General features: G+C 55.9%; 12 protein-coding genes. 7 read left to right on the forward strand and 5 right to left on the reverse strand.

Annotated features, from left to right (window positions below):
* Positions 1–28: 28 nt before the first annotated feature.
* Positions 29–1360 carry a beta-ketoacyl-ACP synthase II gene (fabF, locus tag AXK12_RS07860; protein WP_068713169.1) on the reverse strand — a complete coding sequence of 444 codons (1332 nt, stop codon included), beginning with the start codon at positions 1358–1360 and terminating at the stop codon, positions 29–31.
* A 78-nt stretch (positions 1361–1438) separates the two neighbouring features.
* On the opposite strand from fabF, the gene AXK12_RS07865 reads away from it, so the two are divergent.
* The 6 genes from AXK12_RS07865 to AXK12_RS09155 all read left to right on the forward strand — a co-directional run bounded on the left by AXK12_RS07865 (position 1439) and on the right by AXK12_RS09155 (position 9170).
* Positions 1439–2020, forward strand: a complete 582-nt coding sequence (locus AXK12_RS07865; protein ID WP_231863604.1) for an HIT family protein — start codon at positions 1439–1441, stop codon at positions 2018–2020.
* Complete coding sequence (locus AXK12_RS07870) at positions 2017–3024, forward strand: PhoH family protein (protein WP_068713173.1); 1008 nt, start codon at positions 2017–2019, stop codon at positions 3022–3024. The genes AXK12_RS07865 and AXK12_RS07870 overlap by 4 nt, the downstream gene beginning before the upstream one ends.
* Before the next feature lie 98 nt (positions 3025–3122).
* Positions 3123–5573 (forward strand): HD family phosphohydrolase, encoded by a 2451-nt coding sequence (locus AXK12_RS07875; RefSeq protein ID WP_068713175.1) that lies wholly within the window; start codon positions 3123–3125, stop codon positions 5571–5573.
* Positions 5570–6112, forward strand: a complete 543-nt coding sequence (ybeY, locus tag AXK12_RS09465) for an rRNA maturation RNase YbeY (protein WP_068713177.1) — start codon at positions 5570–5572, stop codon at positions 6110–6112. Before AXK12_RS07875 ends, ybeY begins: the two co-directional genes overlap by 4 nt.
* A 53-nt stretch (positions 6113–6165) precedes the next feature.
* Positions 6166–6867 (forward strand): DUF502 domain-containing protein, encoded by a 702-nt coding sequence (locus tag AXK12_RS07885; RefSeq protein ID WP_068713179.1) that lies wholly within the window; start codon positions 6166–6168, stop codon positions 6865–6867.
* A 458-nt stretch (positions 6868–7325) separates the two neighbouring features.
* Complete coding sequence (locus AXK12_RS09155; RefSeq protein ID WP_197457024.1) at positions 7326–9170, forward strand: hypothetical protein; 1845 nt, start codon at positions 7326–7328, stop codon at positions 9168–9170.
* An 89-nt stretch (positions 9171–9259) separates the two neighbouring features.
* Here AXK12_RS09155 and AXK12_RS07895 read toward each other — a convergent pair whose 3' ends face one another.
* The 3 genes from AXK12_RS07895 to AXK12_RS07905 form a co-directional block, all read right to left on the reverse strand.
* A complete protein-coding gene (locus tag AXK12_RS07895) occupies positions 9260–11485 on the reverse strand; it encodes a TonB-dependent siderophore receptor (RefSeq protein ID WP_197457025.1) in 2226 nt (741 codons plus the stop codon).
* Between the two features lie 294 nt (positions 11486–11779).
* The gene (locus AXK12_RS07900) at positions 11780–13150 is read right to left on the reverse strand and encodes an ABC transporter substrate-binding protein (protein ID WP_068713184.1); all 1371 of its coding nucleotides are present in this window, start codon (positions 13148–13150) and stop codon (positions 11780–11782) included.
* 528 nt (positions 13151–13678) lie between these two features.
* Positions 13679–15946, reverse strand: a complete 2268-nt coding sequence (locus AXK12_RS07905; RefSeq protein WP_068713186.1) for a TonB-dependent siderophore receptor — start codon at positions 15944–15946, stop codon at positions 13679–13681.
* 402 nt (positions 15947–16348) lie between these two features.
* Here AXK12_RS07905 and AXK12_RS07910 point away from each other — a divergent pair, with 402 nt between their 5' ends.
* The gene (locus AXK12_RS07910; RefSeq protein ID WP_068713187.1) at positions 16349–16972 is read left to right on the forward strand and encodes a recombination protein O N-terminal domain-containing protein; all 624 of its coding nucleotides are present in this window, start codon (positions 16349–16351) and stop codon (positions 16970–16972) included.
* Positions 16973–17334: 362 nt separating this feature from the next.
* On the opposite strand, the gene AXK12_RS07915 is transcribed toward AXK12_RS07910, so the two are convergent.
* Positions 17335–18468, reverse strand: a 1134-nt coding sequence (locus AXK12_RS07915) for a hypothetical protein (RefSeq protein ID WP_231863605.1), incomplete at its 5' end; no start/stop codon positions are given.

An 18468-nucleotide genomic window follows, 5' to 3' on the forward strand; every position in this document is an offset into this window, starting at 1 on the left:
GGGCTCGGCACTCAAAAAATGCGGCCACTCACAGCCTTGCGAAGCTGAGCGAGGCGTTGGTACCGCCGAAGCCGAAGCAGTTTGAGAGGGCGGCGCGGACTTCGCGTTTTACCGCCACGTTGGGCGTAAAATCGAGCCCGCTCGCGGCGCAGTCGGGGTCTACGTTGTCTAAGTTAATCGTCGGCGGCACCAGCCCTTCGGCGATCGCCTTCACCGCCGCAAAGGCGCCGAGTGCGCCCGCGCCGCCGAGCAAGTGGCCGGTCATCGACTTTACGCCGCTGACGTTGAGCTTGCTCTTCGCCTCGCCAAACACCGCCGCAATCGCCGCGGCTTCTTCGCCGTCGCCGCCGGGGGTCGAGGTGGCGTGCGCCGAGACATAGTCAACGTCGCTCGGCGCAAGCCCGCCGCTTTCGAGAGCCGCCCGCATCGAGCGCACCGAGCCTTCGCCACCGGGGGCGAGCGAGGTGAGGTGATAGGCATCGGCACTCGCGCCGTAGCCGCGCAGCTCGGCGTAAATCCGCGCCCCGCGTCGCCGTGCATGTTCGTACTCTTCCAAAACAAAAACGACTGCGCCTTCCCCGAGCACGAAGCCGTCGCGGTCGGCGTCGTAGGGACGCGAGGCGATGGCGGGCGCATCATTGCGCGTGGACAGTGCGCGCATTTGAGCAAAAGCCCCGACGGCAAGCGGCGTAATGGTCGATTCCGCTCCGCCCGCGATCATCACCTCGGCCTCACCACGCGCGATTGCCGCCGCGGCCTCGCCCAGTGAGTGCCCGCTCGTCGCGCAAGCCGATGCGACGCTCATATTAGGCCCGCGAAAATCGAGCAGCAGGCTCACTTGTCCAGCGAGCAGGTTGGGCGCGATTTGGATAATAAAGAAAGGCGAGATCTTCCTAAACCCGCCCGCCTGCCAAGTGTCGTGCATCGCCTCCATTTCGGGCAATCCGCCAAGCCCGACGCCCAAGTTTACGCCCATCCGCTCCGGCGAGAGTTCCGCGCGAGCCGCATCAAGCCCGCTATCCGCATAGGCTTCGACTGCCGCGACCGCGCCGAGATGCGTAAAGCGGCCAAACTTCTTCATGTCCTTCGGCGTAAACACTTGGGTGAGCGGCGGGCCGTCGGCGCCGCGCGGCGCGAGCGGACTTGCCACTGCGCCCGTCGGCTCCAGCCCGCGAACCTCGCCCGCGATTTGCGCCGAGCAGCCGCTAGCGTCGAAACGCGAGATCGGGCCGATCCCGCTCTTGCCCGCCGCAAGCGCCGCCCAAGTTTCGCCCGCACTATTACCGACAGGAGTAACGGCTCCGAGTCCGGTAACAACCACTCTGCGCCGTGAAGAATGAACTGAAGGGATTACGCTCATAAGAAAGTCAGGGTTTTAGAAAAATTTCCCGTACAGCTGAGGCCCCCGCGCGCCGATGGCGAGCCACTATCTTTGGCTTTGCTTCGTGCCCCGCTTTGTGCCGCAGTCACCCGCACTCAACAGATGGAGCAACTGCACCCTTATTGGCGGATGGACTACATCGCCGCGCCACGGTATCCCGAAACCGAGCGCCCTTTTACTGACCTGCCCGCACTAGGCGACGACGCCCGTGCCCTCATCGTGCACCGCAGCCGACTCAGCTACGTGCTGATGAACCGCTACCCGTACAACCCAGGCCACTTGCTCGCAATCCCCTATCGCGAAGTCACCGACCTCGACCAGCTCGACGCCGCCGAGCGTGCCGACCTCAGCGACTCAATCCTCTACGCTAAAAAACTGCTCACCGCCACGCTCCGGCCCGACGGGTTTAACATCGGCTACAACCTCGGCAGCGCAGCCGGTGGCTCCATCGCTCACCTGCACGCGCACATCGTCCCGCGCTGGCAAGGCGACAGCAACTTCATGCCCGTAATCGGCCAGACGCGCACGCTCCCCCAGTCACTCGACACACTCTGGGCGCGGCTGCGCGAAGTCGCCGCTACGCTCGCCGACCAAAACGACGCCGAGCCTCCCAACAACGACAGTAGCGAACACAAATGAGTGCCGCACCCGCCGCCCGCGCCACCTCCAAATCCCTGCACTTCGCAACTCCGCGCCAGCGTGCACAGCTTTACGCTAGCCGCGAAGAAAACCTCCTGCGCGCCGAAGCGCTCTTAGGTGTCCGGCTCACCGCCCGCGAGGACTGGATTAAAATCGACGCGCCCACCACCGCCGCACTCGCCCGCGCCGAGGCCGCCTTCACCTTCCTCGAAGCGGCCCGCGCCCAAGGCATGACCATTCGCACGCCCGACTTTGAGCGCATCGTCGAGACCTTTGCACGCGACGAAGGCGACTCGCTCCAAACGCTCATCACCCAGCCACTAATCATCCCGACTCACCGCAAAAGCATCGTCCCCAAAACCCTCGCGCAAAAACTCTACCTTCAGTCCATCCTTCAGCAGTCGATCGTTTTTGGCATCGGCCCAGCAGGCACGGGCAAGACCTACCTCGCAATCGCCGCCGCCGTCCGCGCGCTCCTTCAAAACGAAGTCCAACGCATCATCCTCACCCGCCCCGCAGTCGAGGCCGGCGAGGCACTCGGCTTCCTCCCCGGCGATCTCCGCGAAAAAATCCTCCCCTACCTGCGCCCGCTCTACGACGGCCTCGGCGACATGCTCGCCTCCGACGAAATCGCCCGCCTCACCGAGAAAGGCATCCTGGAAATCGCCCCACTCGCCTACATGCGCGGACGCACCCTCTCCAACGCCTTTGTCATCCTCGACGAAGCGCAAAACACCAGCCCCGAGCAAATGATGATGTTCCTCACCCGACTCGGCGAAGACTCGCGGATGGTCATCACAGGCGACACCACGCAAATCGACCTGCCCCGCAGCAAGCAGTCCGGCCTCATCGAAGTGCAACGCATCCTAAACCACATCCCGGGCATCGCCTTTCACGCCTTCTCGGGGAGCGACGTCGTCCGCCACCCGCTCGTGCAAAAAATCATCGCCGCCTACGACCAGTTTCAAAACCCAATCGCCCAGCCTCACGAAGCTGAGGGCTAAGCGCCGCAGAACTCAAAAAAACGCGACCACCCCACAACAGTTCCAGGCGGGCCAGCTAACGGGCGCCCGTAAAATAAACGAGTCGCAGACTCCGCATCATGTCTTTCACCAACCACATAAAAACACTCCTCGGGCTGCGACGCCAACGACGGCGAGCCGAGCCCGCCGCCTTCATGGCCTTCCTCGAAGGCAGCCGCCTCGTTACGGCCCTCATCTTTTTCACGACTGTCGCGGCCATCGTCGCAATCAGCTCTGCCGGGCTAAACACGGCGCACCTGCCCGTCCTGCAAGGTCAAGTCGCCACCGTCCGCATCGCCGCAGCACTCCCCTTCACTTACGAAAGCGCACTGCGCACCGCCTCCGCCCAAGCCCAAGTCCTCGAACGCGTCCCGCCCGTCTACCGGCTCGACACCGCAGAACTCAAAAAATTCTCAACCGCGCTGCGCGAACTCCACACCCACGCGCTCGAACTAGACGCTCACTCCGTCCCGCTACCGCTCCCGCAACCCGAAGACGCACTTGACGATACCGATGACCCTTCCTCCGACGAACGGCTAGCGAACCACCCACAAACCGAACGAGTCGAAGACTCTGAGCTTGCCCGCGCCTTTTCCGCCTTCCGCGCGGCCGGCCCTTACCGCGCCAGTTTTGAGGATTTTAAAATCCTCCTTTCCCAAGTCCCCGATCCCACCACGCGCAGCGCACTGATCGAGGTCGGCCTAGAAATCCTCGCGCAAATTTACGCCGACGGCGTGCACGACAACAGCCTCCTCCCCGGCACCGCCTCGGGGGAACTCCCCCTCATCCAAGTCGCATCCCCGGGCAGCAGTAGTGGTAGCGAATCCGCCGCCGTCGCTCCCCGCCGAATCCAGTCGCAAGAAGAAGCCCTCTCCTACCTACGACTCAACCTCTCCGGCGAGGACGTGCCCCGCGCCGCCCAAGTCGCACTCTTCCGGCTGCTCCGCCACGGCGTCTCGCCCAACCTAGTCTTCGACCGCGAGGCGACCGCCGCACGCCAACGCGCCATCCTCGCCAACCTGAAACCCGTCCAAATCGAAGTCTCCCGCGGCGAGACCATCATCGAGCCCGACACCCGTGTAAGCCCCGAGCAATACGAGATGCTCATGGCTCACCGCCAAGCCCTCCGAGCGAGCGGCACCGGCGAGACTGATGAGCGCATGCAGCTCTTCGGGCGCGTGCTACTCGTGCTAGCGATGGTGCTGGCGAGCGTCTTTTACGTGCGGCTCGAAGACCGCGAGACCTTCCAGAGCAACGGCCGCCTCGGACTCCTCGCACTCGTCGTCATCCTCAATATCGCCCTCGTCCGACTCGTCTTCTCGCTGGCGGAGATGGACTTCTTCGCGGCAAACAGCGACTGGGCCTCCACACTCCCCTATATCGCCCCCTCGGCCTTCGCCCCCCTAATTCTCGCCATCCTCATTGATGCCGGCTCGGCCATTTTCATGGCCCTGTTTATCTCCATTTTCACGGGGCTGATTTATGGCAACCGACTCGACCTGCTCGTCGTAACTTTCCTCGCCTCCACCGTCGCCATCTTCTCCTGCCAAGACCTGCGGCGGCGCAGCCGAGTCGTCCGCGCCGCCGGTTTTGGCGGACTCGCGATCGCACTCTTCGCGCTCCTAGTCGGCTTCTCCGAACAACTCCCCGCCGCGACGCTTTTAAAACAATTCGGCGTGGGCCTCGCCTCGGGCGTCAGCACCGGCATCCTCGTCGTGGGCCTGCTGCCGATTTTTGAGACCCTCTTTAAGCGTACGACTAACATCACGCTGCTCGAGCTCACCGACTATAACCACCCACTCTTGCGCAAGATGCAGATCGAGGCGCCGGGCACCTACCACCATTCGCTGATGGTTGCCCAGCTCTCCGAGTCTGCCGCCACCGCCATCGGGGCCAACGGCTTACTCGCCCGCGTTTGCGCACTCTACCACGACATCGGCAAAACCGTGATGCCTGAGTATTTCATCGAAAACCAGCGCGGCGGCGAAAACCCCCACGACGAAAACAACCCTTCGCTCTCCGCGCTCATTATCAAAAGCCACGTCAAAGAAGGCGTGGACATCGCCCGCAAACACCACCTCCCCCGCCCCATAATCGACGTCATCCGCGAACACCACGGCACTTCGCTCATTCGCTACTTCTACCACCGCGAATGCGTACGCGCCCAAAGCAATAACGGTCATGCCGCCACCGCGAATACGCCGACGCTTCCCGGAATCGCCCCCGCCGAAGTGGCCGAAAGCACCTACCGCTACGACGGCCCGCTTCCGCGCACAAAAGAAAGCGCGATTATCTCGCTGGCCGACGGTATTGAGGCCGCCTCACGCAGCCTCCGCCAGCTCAGCCCGCAACACATCAACGAGCTAATCGACTCGGTCATTACCGAGCGAGTGGAGACCAACCAGCTCGACGAATCCTCGCTCACCTTTGCCGAGCTAAGCACCGTCAAAGAAAGCTTCTCGCACACGATGATTAACATGCTGCACTCCCGCATCGAGTATCCAAAGCCCAACGACGGGAAAAAGGGATGAGTGCCTTGATCGTCGAAATCGCGAATCAGCATCCGCGACTGCACGTCAAACGTGCGGAAGTAAAACGAGCCTTTGCGACTCTCGCAAAGTTTGCCGAACAGATCGTTCTTCCCAAAACGCTTCCCGCCGGGACGAAGACCGAGCCGCCAACAGCCGCTCGCCAAGCCAAAGCCACCGCGAGCCCCGTAACCCTTTCGGTTGTTTTCATGACTGACGACGCGCTCGCCCAACTCCACGCAGATTTTTTGGACGACCCGACGCCCACCGATGTCATCACCTTCGAGGGCTCGCCCGAGCTCGGCACTGCGGGCGAGATCTGCGTCTCCGCTGACCGCGCCGCCGCCTTTGCCGCTGAGCACCAGCGCGATTTTAGCGAAGAACTCACCCTCTACCTCGTTCACGGCTGGCTACACCTCGCCGGTTACGACGACCTGAAGCCCACACTCAAACGCCAAATGCGCGCCGCCGAAACGCGGGCCATGCGTTGCCTAAGCGAAGCGGAGGCGATTCCCCACTTCACAATTGCCGCGCACAAATAGACTTTTCGGCAGACTCGCTATCGCGGCAGACTCCGCGCTCTTTCAGAGCCCAAATGTCGCCCACCGAACCCACAGACACTGCCCACCCCAAACTCGTCACCTTCCGCAAAGCCTTTTTCACTGGCTTGGCCTTGATCGCGCCACTGGTCATCACGCTCTGGGCCCTGCTCAAAATCATCGCCTTGGTCGGTGGCGCAGTGCGACCCTTCCTCGTCCAGTTCATCCCGGGCGACCTCCCCGGAATCCCGCTATTCTGGGATGTTTTGGCGACCGTCATTGTGCTGCTCTTGGTCGCGCTGCTCGGCTACGTCTCGCGACACGTCTTTGCCCGTTTCCTCCTCCATACCAGCGAACGGCTCATGCTCGTAATCCCTGGAGCGGGCACGATCTACAACACCGTCAAACAAATCGTCGGCACCTTTGGCGCACAAAATCGCAACCTCTTTAGCAAAGTCGTCCTCGTCCAATTTCCCAAAAACGGAAGCTGGATGCTAGGCTTTGTGACGAGCAAGGAGCAGGCCGAGCCGCAGGCAAAAACCGGCCTAAACGAGCCGTGGACGATCTTCGTCCCCACCTCGCCCAACCCGACGACCGGCTTTCTCTTGTTTCTGCCGCCCGAAGATATCGTCGAACTCGAAATGAATGTGGCCGACGGCATGAAACTCATCATCTCCGGCGGTAGCGTCATCCCGCCTTGGGCTCCACCGACAGCAAGCTCGGACTCAGCCTCTCGCCTAGGGTCTGTTCCCGTTTAAAACGCGCGCCGCGCCGATACGCTTTTTCCCACTGCGCGTGGGGCGGCAGGCTGTGCCTGCACCCATTCAATTTGGGATTTCCCATCGCGCTATCGCGCGAAAGCGAAATCCCAAATTTGAAGGCACTCCCCCTGTCGCGTTGGGGGAGAAAGTAGAGTGATAACCCGTTTGGGCGAGACGGGAAAAATCACTAATAAACCCACGTCCCGAAGTCTGGGTTCCTGAGAACTGGGCCTAGCATTGAGGGATTGTATTACTGATGCTAAAATCAGGTATTTCTATTTCACCTTCCGATCTAAAAATTCAGATATTTTCGTAAGACTCGCGTTATTTTGCTCTGAGTTGAACAACCGAACTACTCCGTTACTAGCTCTGCAAAATGCCTATTTTGATTTTAGTGTCATAAAATCAACACTTTATTGAATAGGTGGAGGATTCTCGAGAAATCTCCTTTTCTCATGAAATCCAATGAATTAGAGCGGCGTGACAGCATATCGCAAATCAACTTAGTAAAGACTGATTCTTACTGGAGTGGTATGGGTTGGAGGGCTTTTAGGCTATTTACACTTATACTTACAGTATGTGCGCTGTGGTTGACCATTGAGAATCGATGGGGGAGTAATTTCCAGTTTCCCGTTCGCTATACTGGCGACTCTCATTGTGTTATGGCACTAATTAAACTAGTCAAAGAGGGAGACTTAGGGCTTTTTACTTACATCTACACCGACTCACTTGGAGCTCCATTTACTGCTCAATTAAATGACTTCCCCCAGACTGAGCGAGTGATTATATGGACTGCGGGGCAGATATCTAAAGTAATTGGGCTTATGCCCGCAACAAACGCCATTCTGATGCTATCATGCGCGCTCGGAGCTTCTTCGTTTTATATAGCAGCGAGACTCTGGAGGGTTCCTCGATTGGCAGCATGGGCTTTGGCTATTGTCTATGCGTTTCTTCCCCAAAGCCAGCGCTCGCTGGATCACATAGGAATAGGGTTTACAGGACTTCTCCCACTTCAGTTCTATTGCTGTTGGTATATCGCCACTGCCCAGAAGCTATCGTGGAGGTCATTCCGATTCAGACTCACTTTTTTAATTAGCTTACTGAGTGGCTTTTTAAATATCTATTGGGTATTCTTCTTTATCCACCTCTATGCGCTTGCCATCCTGTGCCGAACAGTAAAATACCGAAAGGGAGTGATAGTTTCGTTCATTCCCTTGGCAGCTACCTGTGTAGCATCCGTGGCATTTATGGCAAGTTTTATCGCCTATAGAGCAAGTTATGGAAGAAACCCTGCCGCTCTTATTAGATCTTATTTTGATGCGGAACGATGGGCGCTTAAACCGATAGACCTTTTACTTCCCAACTGGGGCCCCTATATTTCCCCCGACTTTTTTTCGAGATACTATGACGGAGGAAGACTGGAGGTAGGAGAGGAATGGTGGGGAGCCTACATTGGTCTCTGCTCTATCGCAGGTCTGCTTCTCTTGCTTTTAAAGGGAACTCGACGGCAACTAAAAAAGCAAAGCGCCCCCCTACCCTACTTGGCTTTCTGCTGGCTTATTATTTATACCGGCGTCGGTGGAATCCATGCCATTATCAGTCTGATATTGAACTTTTACGACATACGGGGGATAAATCGATACTCTGAAGCTATTGCGGCACTTGGGCTACTGTATTTCGCTTTTTCAATCCATAGGGGAATGAGAAACTGGCCTTTCCGAGCCAAGCTTTTCTCCTTAGCCCTACTGGCCCCACTTGCCATACTTGATCAGTCTTTTAAAATGTACACCTTTCCTTTCAACATTAATTCTTCTATTAAAGAACGAGTCACAGCGGATAGGGGTTTGGCTTCTACCTTGGAAAGTAGGGTCGAGGCAGGATCCATGATCTACACATTACCTGCCATGGACTTTCCTGAGCCCTTTTTGGGGCGCGGGGCCTCTAGGTTTGGGTCGTCCTTCTATAACTCCATGCGTCCTTTTCTCTACTCCAGCAAACTTCGCTACTCTTACGGGAGTGATAAGGGCAGGCAGGGAGCAGACTGGCAGCTTGATGTTCAGGAGTTACCTGCTGGAGAAATGGCCGCCTTGCTTGAGTCCTATGGGTTTTCAGGAATTTTACTCAATCGTAAAGGCTATGAAGATCATGGGAATCACTTACTGGAAGAACTGGCTAAAGCCGGTTGGCCTGCCGAGTTTGAGCAGGGACTCGACAATGAGTGGGTTTTTATACGACTAACCCCAACACCGAACCCTACGCTCCCGACACTCACTCCTTATGCACTCGCCTCAAGGGAGTAAGTCTCGTACACAGTCACTTTACAGCTCTGAAAAAAAATGCGGCGCACCAAAGGGTGCGCCGCAAGGGAAACAAGTTAACTGACACTTACTCAGAACTCATAGCGGATAGTGAGTTTCGGATTAATGGGCGTACTTGGGTAGATAGTGCGATTAGTCGCCGCCTTGATGTAGTCTCTATCTAGGAGGTTTTTGATGACGAGTTGTGCCCTCCAGTGCTTATTGAAGCGGTAAGTCGCATTGGCCTCGACCTCAGTATAAGAAGGGAGCCAAAACATAGCTTGGTAGCGAACGGGTTGGAAGCCCTGAGGGGGGGTGGTATACTGGCCGCCAGCATCGGCGGGACGCTCACCGACGTAGCTAGCACCGATTCCGAAGGATAGGCCGCGCAGCGAACCTGTTTCGGAGAAGCTGTAGCTGCCCCAGATTCCGGCCATTTTCTCGGCGACATGCGCGTAGCGCCTATCGCTCTGGTCGCGACTTTTAAATTCGGTGTAACTGCCGATTACCGAGATATTTTTGGTGGGCGCCCATGCGAATTCAAACTCGAAGCCCTTAGAGGTGCGATTGCTAGTTACCGCAGGCTGTTTAGGCGCAAGCGGGTCAATCCAGTTCGCAGGGTTCCCTTCCCAGATTCCGTCTTGTTGGATATCGAAGTAGGAAAAGGTCGTGTAGAGTCGGCCATCGAAGAGCCGGAGACGGAGGCCGCCCTCGTGTTGACGACTGGGGGTCGTGTGGGCAGGAATAAGGTCACCCGGGGCCGCTATGCCCAAGATCTCTTGTTCGGAATAGCCGTAGTAGAGAGAGACCTCCGGGGTAAGTTTGTAAACGATACCAGCAGAGGGCAGCGTTGCTTCGGCCCTTTCGTCGGTGCTGGTGCCACTTAAGTTGTCAGTCCTACCACTGAAGAACCGATTCTGAGACAAGCTTCCACTGAGTACCAGCCGGTCATCAAAGAGGTTGAGTACTTGGTAGAGGTAGACTTGGTGGCTGCGATTGCGTAGCGAATTGTTGGCTGCCCAATCGGCATCGACTATGTAGGACGCAGGGATGTAGCTGCTGTCAGTCAAGTCGAAGAGGGTAGAGCCATTAAGGGGTGCAGCGAACGCATTTTTATAGCCTCCGCTCGAGCTTCTATAACTAAGCGCGTAGCCGGCGACGGTTTGCGACTTCCAGCCTTGGCCTAAGTGCTCGAAGACAAAGTCGCTTTGTAGGTTTCCGTGGTGGCGGTCAGTCGTGTCTTTAGCCCCGGCAAGGGTGAAGCGCGGGGTGTCACTGCGGATGACCCCATCCCACTCCCACTCGCCAGTGATGGGGTTGACCTGGATTGGCTGGGGGTCGAGTAGGTTACCATTTGCATCGCGGGGGCTGCTGGGATTCATTTCGCTTGCGCGAGAAGACTGCTGAGCCCACTTACCGGCCAGTCGCATAGAGAGTTTGTCGGTAATTTGAGAAGTGAGAAAAAAATGTGCCCTTTGGCTACTCTCGTGGCGGTTATCGTCACGGTTTGACAGTGCGAAATCGCGCGGGAGCCCCTCCATAATGTGGACGTTTCTGCGGCCCACTGCATAGATGGACACGGGGGCGCTCATCAGCGTTGACGTCGCATTGTAAGCCATAACTTGGGCCGTAAGCTCGGTGCTCGGGCTGATCCGATAGGTGAGCATCGGCATTACCGTAAAATTCTGGGAATACTTTTCCTTCATATATCGATCGGAATCGGTGAAGGCCCCGACCACGCGCAAGGCGAGCTTGTCGTCCTTTACTACATAGTTCGCATCGATTTCAGCGCGATTCGCATCGTAGCGACCGACTTGATAGGAAACGGAACCACTATTTTTAAAAAGCGGGCGTTTAGTCACGCTGTTGACCACGCCCCCCGGCAGTCCTTGAGGGGCTATAATAGCATTGGGGCCCTTTACGATCTCAATGCGCTCAACAACGACTGGATCTAGGTTAATGTAACTGGTTTGGCCAAAGCCATCGACGGTTGTCAGTTCCCAGTTTTGGAAGCCACGGATACTCATGATGTCCATGGTGTCAGGGCCGTTACTGGGCCCGATTCCCGCGACATATTTGACTGCATCCAACAATTGGGTGGTGCCGATGTCACTGAGGAATTCGTTAGTGAGGACGGAGATGCTCTGGGTAGAGTCCATCAAGTCCATCCTGACTCGGGAACCCGAAGTCGACTCAGCCGCTTGGTAACGGCCCATATCTGCGCTCTCCTGCACAGAAAAGGGTGAGAGGCGGACGATTTCGTCGCCGCTTTGGTCTGGGGCTTGCTGGGCGTAAGCGGAGGCTGCGAGGCCAAGCATCGACAAGGATGCGAATACACGTACCGAGGGTACGCTATTTTTTAGGCGGGGAAGCATAGGTTGTGTATGTGGGGTTAGAAGATACAGTTTGCTGCAAACGCGCAGCGAACTGAGGCTTATGGAGCTGATTGCACTGCTCCAAAAGAGGGAAGGTGTTAAGGGGATAGGGGGTAGCTAGGGAGGGGAAAGGGCTTGGGGCGGGGCGGTATTCGAGGCAAGTGCGTCAGCAAAGCAATAAAAACTTTAAGCAACAGTAGGGCCCTGCGTTTTGCACCACTGGGCAGGGCTTGGGCTCTAGCTCTCACCTAGGAATACATTTCGATCTATGAGTTTCTGGAGCGCGTCCTGGGACTTTTTGAGGACTCGGAGGGCCTCAACAGCGAGAGGTTCGACTTCATAAATACCGTGTCGTTCGGCGTGGGCGCGCAGAGCGATCATCGCGTTAACCAGTTCAGCATAAGCCAAGTTTTGATAGGGAGAAGCCGGCGACTGAGGGATATGGGGAAGCTGCTCAATGAAAAGCGTGCCTGTCTGTTGCCCTCCGCAAAACGGATCGGGTTCGTGATAAAAGGGAGCGTCCCAGTTTCCTTTCAAAGGCGTAATCATGCCGACCACGCGGTAAAGGTACTCGGCGACCTCTATGGAGGTGTAGAGTCTCTTGGCCAGTTCCCAAGCAGTTTCGATATGTGAACTACGCTTGTTGATAGAGATCATCGTACTGCCAGCCGTGCTGGTGCGGCGGCCTCCGGGCTCAAACGCAGGGATAGGCATAAGCTTTATTTTCCCTCCGAGCTGGGGGTTTTCCCTTTTCCAGTAGGCAAGTAGCGAGTTGGTGATTATTGTGCCTACGACGATTCCATCGAGCCGTTGTTTGTGTCCAGTAGAGGTATAAGCGGCGACATCGGTTGCTACGCGTTTTGGTCCGGTAATCCATGTAGTGAGCGTCGCAAGGGTACGCGCGTTTTGCTCATTGGCAAAGGAAGGGTTGCCGTCTTCGTCAAAAAGCACTCCGTCATTTTGTAGAACGAGCATGCGGATTGTCTCGTGGCTAACGTCCCCGAGACTCAGTAAGTAGCGGTCCGGGCGGCCGTCGCCGTCCAAATCGGTCATCAGCGGCCGCATGACGCGGAAATAATCGTCCCAAGTCTCGATTTGCGCAATGTCTTCGTCACTTATTCCTGCCGCTTCGGCTAGATCGGAGCGATAAGCCAACAGCGCGGACGCCGCAGTAATCGGAAGTCCAAAATGGCGTCCGCGATGAGTGTGCTGCAGAAGCGTAGTCCGCTCATACTGCTCGTACAGTCCCTCTTCGTGAAGTCGATCAGTGATATCGAGGAAGCCGATTTGATCAAGGGGGCCGTGGTATACCCTAACATAAAGGTCTTCGTGTGTTTCCAACAGATCGGCGACCGGTGTGCCCGTGAGGAAGCCCGAAATCATCCGGTTCTCAATCACATTGGTATGTAGCATCGTCATCGTGAAGCGACTTTCCGGTGGATGCTCCTCATTCCAGCGTGCGATCGGCTCGATATAGGCGTCGCGATGCGCTGTGGCGAAAGTCCAAAAAGTGATGCCATCGGGCTCTCTGTAAGGGATCAGCGCTACGAGAACGGCACTTGCAATCGCAAGGCAGAAAATGACAGCAGATCCGGGGGAAAATCTCATGGGAAAATACTAGAGGCTCGAGGGGCTGTGATGGGGTGCCAGAGTGGAGAGGGAACGACTAAATGGGGAGAAAGAAGGGGAAAGCGAGCGAGCAGGGCAAAAAATGAGAGGTATGGCAATAAAATAAGAAGATTTACCTAAAATCTGGCCCGTCTAGGCTTTTTCAAAACGGGTAATTTATTGATGTATAGATAGAAATGCATTTCGAGCACAGGTTATTTACGCCAAAAGTCAGGCCTGTGGCGCTTACTGAGCGAGGTGGCGGTTTCGGCATGCTGTAAGGCAACTGCCCACAGAAAGCATGGCTGCCAAATGCCGAAACCGCAGCGGACTTAGAGCAGGGACTCGACAATGAGTGGATTTTCATGCGGCTATCTCCCGCAGAAAGCCCTCCCCTTCCGACACTCACTCCTTACGCCCTCGCCTCAAGGAAGTAAACCTCGTACACAGTGACTTTACAGCTCTGAAAAAAAATGCGGCGCACCAAAGGGTGCGCCGCAAGGGAGACAAGAGTTAACTGATACTCACTCAGAACTCATAGCGCACAGTAAGCTTTGGATTGAACGGAGTGCTTAAATAGAGAGTGCGATTACTACTCGATCTGAAGAATTCTTTATCTAGGAGGTTTTTGACGACGAGTTGTGCCTTCCAGTGCTTGTTGAAGCGGTAAGTCGCATTGGCCTCGACTTCAGTATAAGAAGGGAGCCAAAACAGAGGCTGGTAGCGAGCGGGTGGGAAGCCTTGAGGCGGGGTTGTATACTGGCCTCCAGAGTCGCCGGGACGTTCGTCGACGTAGTTAGCACCGAGCCCGAAGGATAGGCCGCGCAGCGCGCCTGTTTCAGAGAAGGTGTAGCTGCCCCAGATTCCGGCCATTCTCTCGGCGACATGCGCGTAGCGCCTATTTCCCTGGTCGCGATTTTTAAAGTCGGTGAAACTGCCAATTACCGAGATGTTTTTGGTGGGCGACCATGCGAATTCAAACTCGAAACCCTTAGCGGTGCGATTACTATTTATCCCGGGCCGTTTAGGCGCAGTCGGGTCAATCCAGTTCGCGGCGTCCGGCTCCCAGACTCCGTCTTGTTTGATATCGAAGTAGGTAAAGGTCGTGTAAAGCCGACCATCGAAGAGCCGGAGACGCAGGCCGCCCTCGTGTTGACGACTGGGGCTTGTGTGGGCAGGAATAAGGTTATTCGGGTCGGCTAGGCCCAAGATCTCTTGTTCGGAATAGCCGTAGTAGAGAGAGACCGCTGAGGTAAGTTTGTAAACGATACCGCCAGAGGCTAGCGTTGCTTCGGCCCTTTCCTCGGTGCTGGTACCACTTAAGTTGTCAGTCCTGCCGCTGAAGTAACGATTTTGAGACAAGCTACCACTGAGTGCCAGCCGGTCATCAAAGAGGTTGAGTACTTGGTAGAGGTAGACTTGGTGGCTGCGATTGCGCAGCGAATTGTGGGCTACCCACTCGGCATCGGGCTCGACCATATAGGACACAGGGCTGAAGCTACTGTCAGTCAAGTCGAAGAGGTTCGAGCCATTAACGGGTACAGCGACCGCATTTTTATAGCCCCCTCCCGAGCTGCTATAATTAATCGCGAAGCCGGCGACGGTTTGCGACTTCCAGCCTTGGCCTAAGTGCTCGAAGACAAAGTCGTTTTGTAGGTTTGCGCTGTCGCGGTCAGTCAAATCTTTAGCCCCGGAAGGGATGAAGAGAGGGTCGTCAAGGCGGGTGACCCCATCCCACTCCCACTCGCCCGTGATGAGGTTGACCTGGGCTGGCTCGGGATCGATTGGGACACCATTTACATCACGGGGTCTGCCGGGATGTATTTCGCTTGCGCGAGAAGCCGACTGAGCCCAGTTGCCGGCCAGTCGCATAGAGAGTTTGTCAGTGAGTTGAGAAGTGAGAAAAAACTGTGCCCTTTGGCCGCTTTCGTGGCGGTTATCGTTACGGGTTGCCAGTGCGAAATCGCGCGAGAGCCCTTCCATAATGTGGACGTTGCTGCGGCCCACTGCATAGAAAGACGCGGGGATGTTCGTCATCGTTGCCGACGCATTGTAAACCATAACCTGGGCCGTAAGCTCGGTGGTCGGGCTGATCCGATAGGTGAGCATCGGCATTACCGTAAGATTCTGGGAATACTTTTCCTTTGTATACCGATCGGCATCGGTGAAGGCCCCGACCACGCGCAAGGCGAGCTTGTCGTCCTTTATTATATAGTTGGCATCGATTTCAGCGCGATTCGCATCGTAGCGACCGACTTGATAGGAAACGGAACCACTATTTTTAAAAAGCGGGCGTTTAGTCACGCTGTTGACCAAGCCCCCCGGAGGCCCTTGAGGGGCAATAATAGCATTGGGGCCTTTTACGACCTCAATGCGATCAATAATAATTGGATCTAGGTTGATGAGGCTGGATTGGGCAAAGCCATCAAGTGTTGCTCCTAGGCTTCCGAAGCCACGGATGTTTATGATGTCCATGATGTCGGGGTTGTTAGCGTTCCCGATTCCCGCGACATATTTGACTGCATCCAGCAATTGGGTGGTGCCGATGTCATTGAGAAATTCGTTAGTGAGGACGGAGATGCTTTGTGTCGAGTCCATCAAATCCATCCGAATACGACTGCCCGAGCTGGCTTGGGCGGCTTGGTAACGGCCCATGTCAGCACTCTCCTGCACTGTAAAGGGTGAGAGCCGGACGATTTCGTCGTCGTCTTGCTCAGGAGATTGTTGGGCGTGGAGCGAGCCCAAAGTGAAAGTACAAAGGCTCAATGCGATCGGGAGTAATTTAGGGGGCTTCATTGGGGTATAGGTGTTGAGGCTGTTCTTTGGAGTACAGGTCCTTGGGGTTGTTCATTGTAACACCCGAAAGTGCGGGCGCAAAAAAGCCAGTTACGGATATAGGCCGTAACTGACTGGAAAAATGATCCTCTAATAACATAAGCTACTTTAAATAAATAGCTTGACACAAACCTGGCGCAGTTTACCTCAGCTTCCGAGCTTCCAGCGACAGAGCAGACGTGACGCAGTCGCGTCTGCTTGCTCGTCTAAAGTGAGATAATATGCCGGGGTAAGCATCGGGTGGGGTAACAAATTCGGGACCCGTGCTCCCATTTGCTCAAAATGCAAACTATATTTTAACCAAATAAAGTGTTAAGTGGTGCCCAAAAGCGCATTGGATACTCTCCTTCCCTCACGCACACTATGGCCGGACTCACCCTCAGCACCCAAGGCATCGTCCTGCTCAAACGCCCGCCCAAGGCGAACTTCCAACTTCTAACCCTCTTTTCCGCCGAGCACGGCCACCTCAGCCTCTGGCAACGCCTGTCTAAAAGTAGCAGCAGCAAAACAGGCGCAGCTCCTCTCGATCTCTTCGACGAAGCCGAATTCTTGGCCGAAAGCCCCAACCAAGGTCAGTCTTGGTTCATCAAAGAAGCCCACCTGCTCCACCGCCCAAGCGGCATCGCCCGCAGCTACGACAGCCTTCAGCACGCGTGCGGCTTTACCACTACCCTCGCCCGCAACCGTGTGCCCGAAGAAGTCCGCGCAGGCGTCATGCAGCTCCTGCGCCGCTCGCTCGACGCCTTCGCCAATCACATGCGGCCCGACATTACTCACCTAAAAGCGCTCTACTCCTTCGCCCGCGACGAGGGCTATCCGCTCCGCCAACACTGGCTACCCACGCTCCCCGCCGCGCTGCGCTCACTCGCCCAAAGCGTCTTAGGCCAGCCTCTCGCCGACCAAAACCCGCCCGCCCAAGCCGTGACCGCGCTGCACAGCCACCTCGCCCACTACCTCCGCCACCACACCGAAATTTTGGTGGATTAAATTGGCGGAGTCCCCGTGGGCAGCGACTGCGGCTTTAGAAAAACGACCTTTATTGATCCGGCCCACAAATAGATTCATGCGGTATAACCGACATCATCGCATAAATCCCATGAAATTAACTCATTTATGGGCCCAATCTGTAGCGGCCGTTTCCGATACATAAAAACACACTGCGCAATACCTTAGTTCATTACGCAGTTTTATCGCTTTCGGACTGTGGCGGCTTCCTCGCCGGATTTTTTGCTAAGAGCGATAGGAAATAGCTCATATAGAGACAGAGAGAGTAAGGCTGACAAAGTTGCATCGCCAATACCTATCCGCCCCCTGCATCGCCGCTTAAATCCCTACTCGCTACGTAGGATTCACCGCCGACTGCGTAGTCCCCGAAGCGCAACGGAGCCCTTGAAAGGGCTAGCTGCGCCACCGAGTTTTTCGCCACACGCACTCCGCATGCGATGGCGGTGCTTGCGATAGATAACGAGCCCCAGCCCCACAGCCCCCAAAATCGCCCCGTAAGTGCTCGGCTCGGGCGCCGCCTCAATAGACCAATACTCCTTATCGTAGTCCTTTAGGTAGACTTGATTCTTCGCCCAGCCATCGATTGTGATTTTCTTAAATGCGTCCGCAAGGTGCTCACTGTCTTTACGAACGAGAAGATGATCTCTCCCCGCCTCCCAGCCGCTAATCTGTAAGAATCCATCGTCGCTTATTAACAGGTCGTCCAAAATGAGCGTTTTCTTAAAATTATCCCGAATACCCTCAGAGTGATAAAAGGATAAGCGACTGGTTCCTTCCTTGACGACTAGCGCATGGATTTTCTCCCTAATAGCCTTAGGTTCTGCACTGAATGAAAGTATGGCACGCTCAGAAAGCGTCACAGTAGAGGAGTCTGCGATTTGGTCACTGCTGACGATATTCACACTCGCCAGTTTTCTTACAAAAATATTCCCTAGAATCGAAGTAACCCCATCGCTTTTATTAAGATGAAGCGTATTCATCCTCCCTTCAACGATGACATCGCCAGTAAACGTATTCGCCTGATCCCCCGTGAGACTCACACGCCCTCTCTCGCCTTCAGGATGACTTCCCGTAACCAGCAGGCCCACTCGGTGATCGTCGTTATCCCGAATAACCGAATATATGTGCAGATTTTGAATAATCTTATTCCCTCGATAGTCGACTTGAGAGGAACCATAAGTTCCCGACCTAATCGTTAGGAAAGGTCTAGAAGAGGTAATTTCTCCCCCCATAATAGGAGGGGCGCTCTCGTTGTAGTAGGCATTAATTCCACCATCTGAGACAGTCAGTAAATGCCCATTTAGATTCAGGCTCGGACTATTCTCCTCATTCATCCAAATCCCCCTTACCTCCCTATCCCCTGTCAGCCTCACCGCACCGACAACCTCTACATCCGGCCACCCCCTCCATTTATCCTCAGGAATATGAGCCGCTCGCCCTTGAATACCATAAGTAGTTACACCGATCGGGGGGGGGGG

This window comes from Cephaloticoccus capnophilus, assembly GCF_001580045.1.
In the GTDB taxonomy this organism is placed as follows: Bacteria; Verrucomicrobiota; Verrucomicrobiia; order Opitutales; family Opitutaceae; genus Cephaloticoccus; species Cephaloticoccus capnophilus.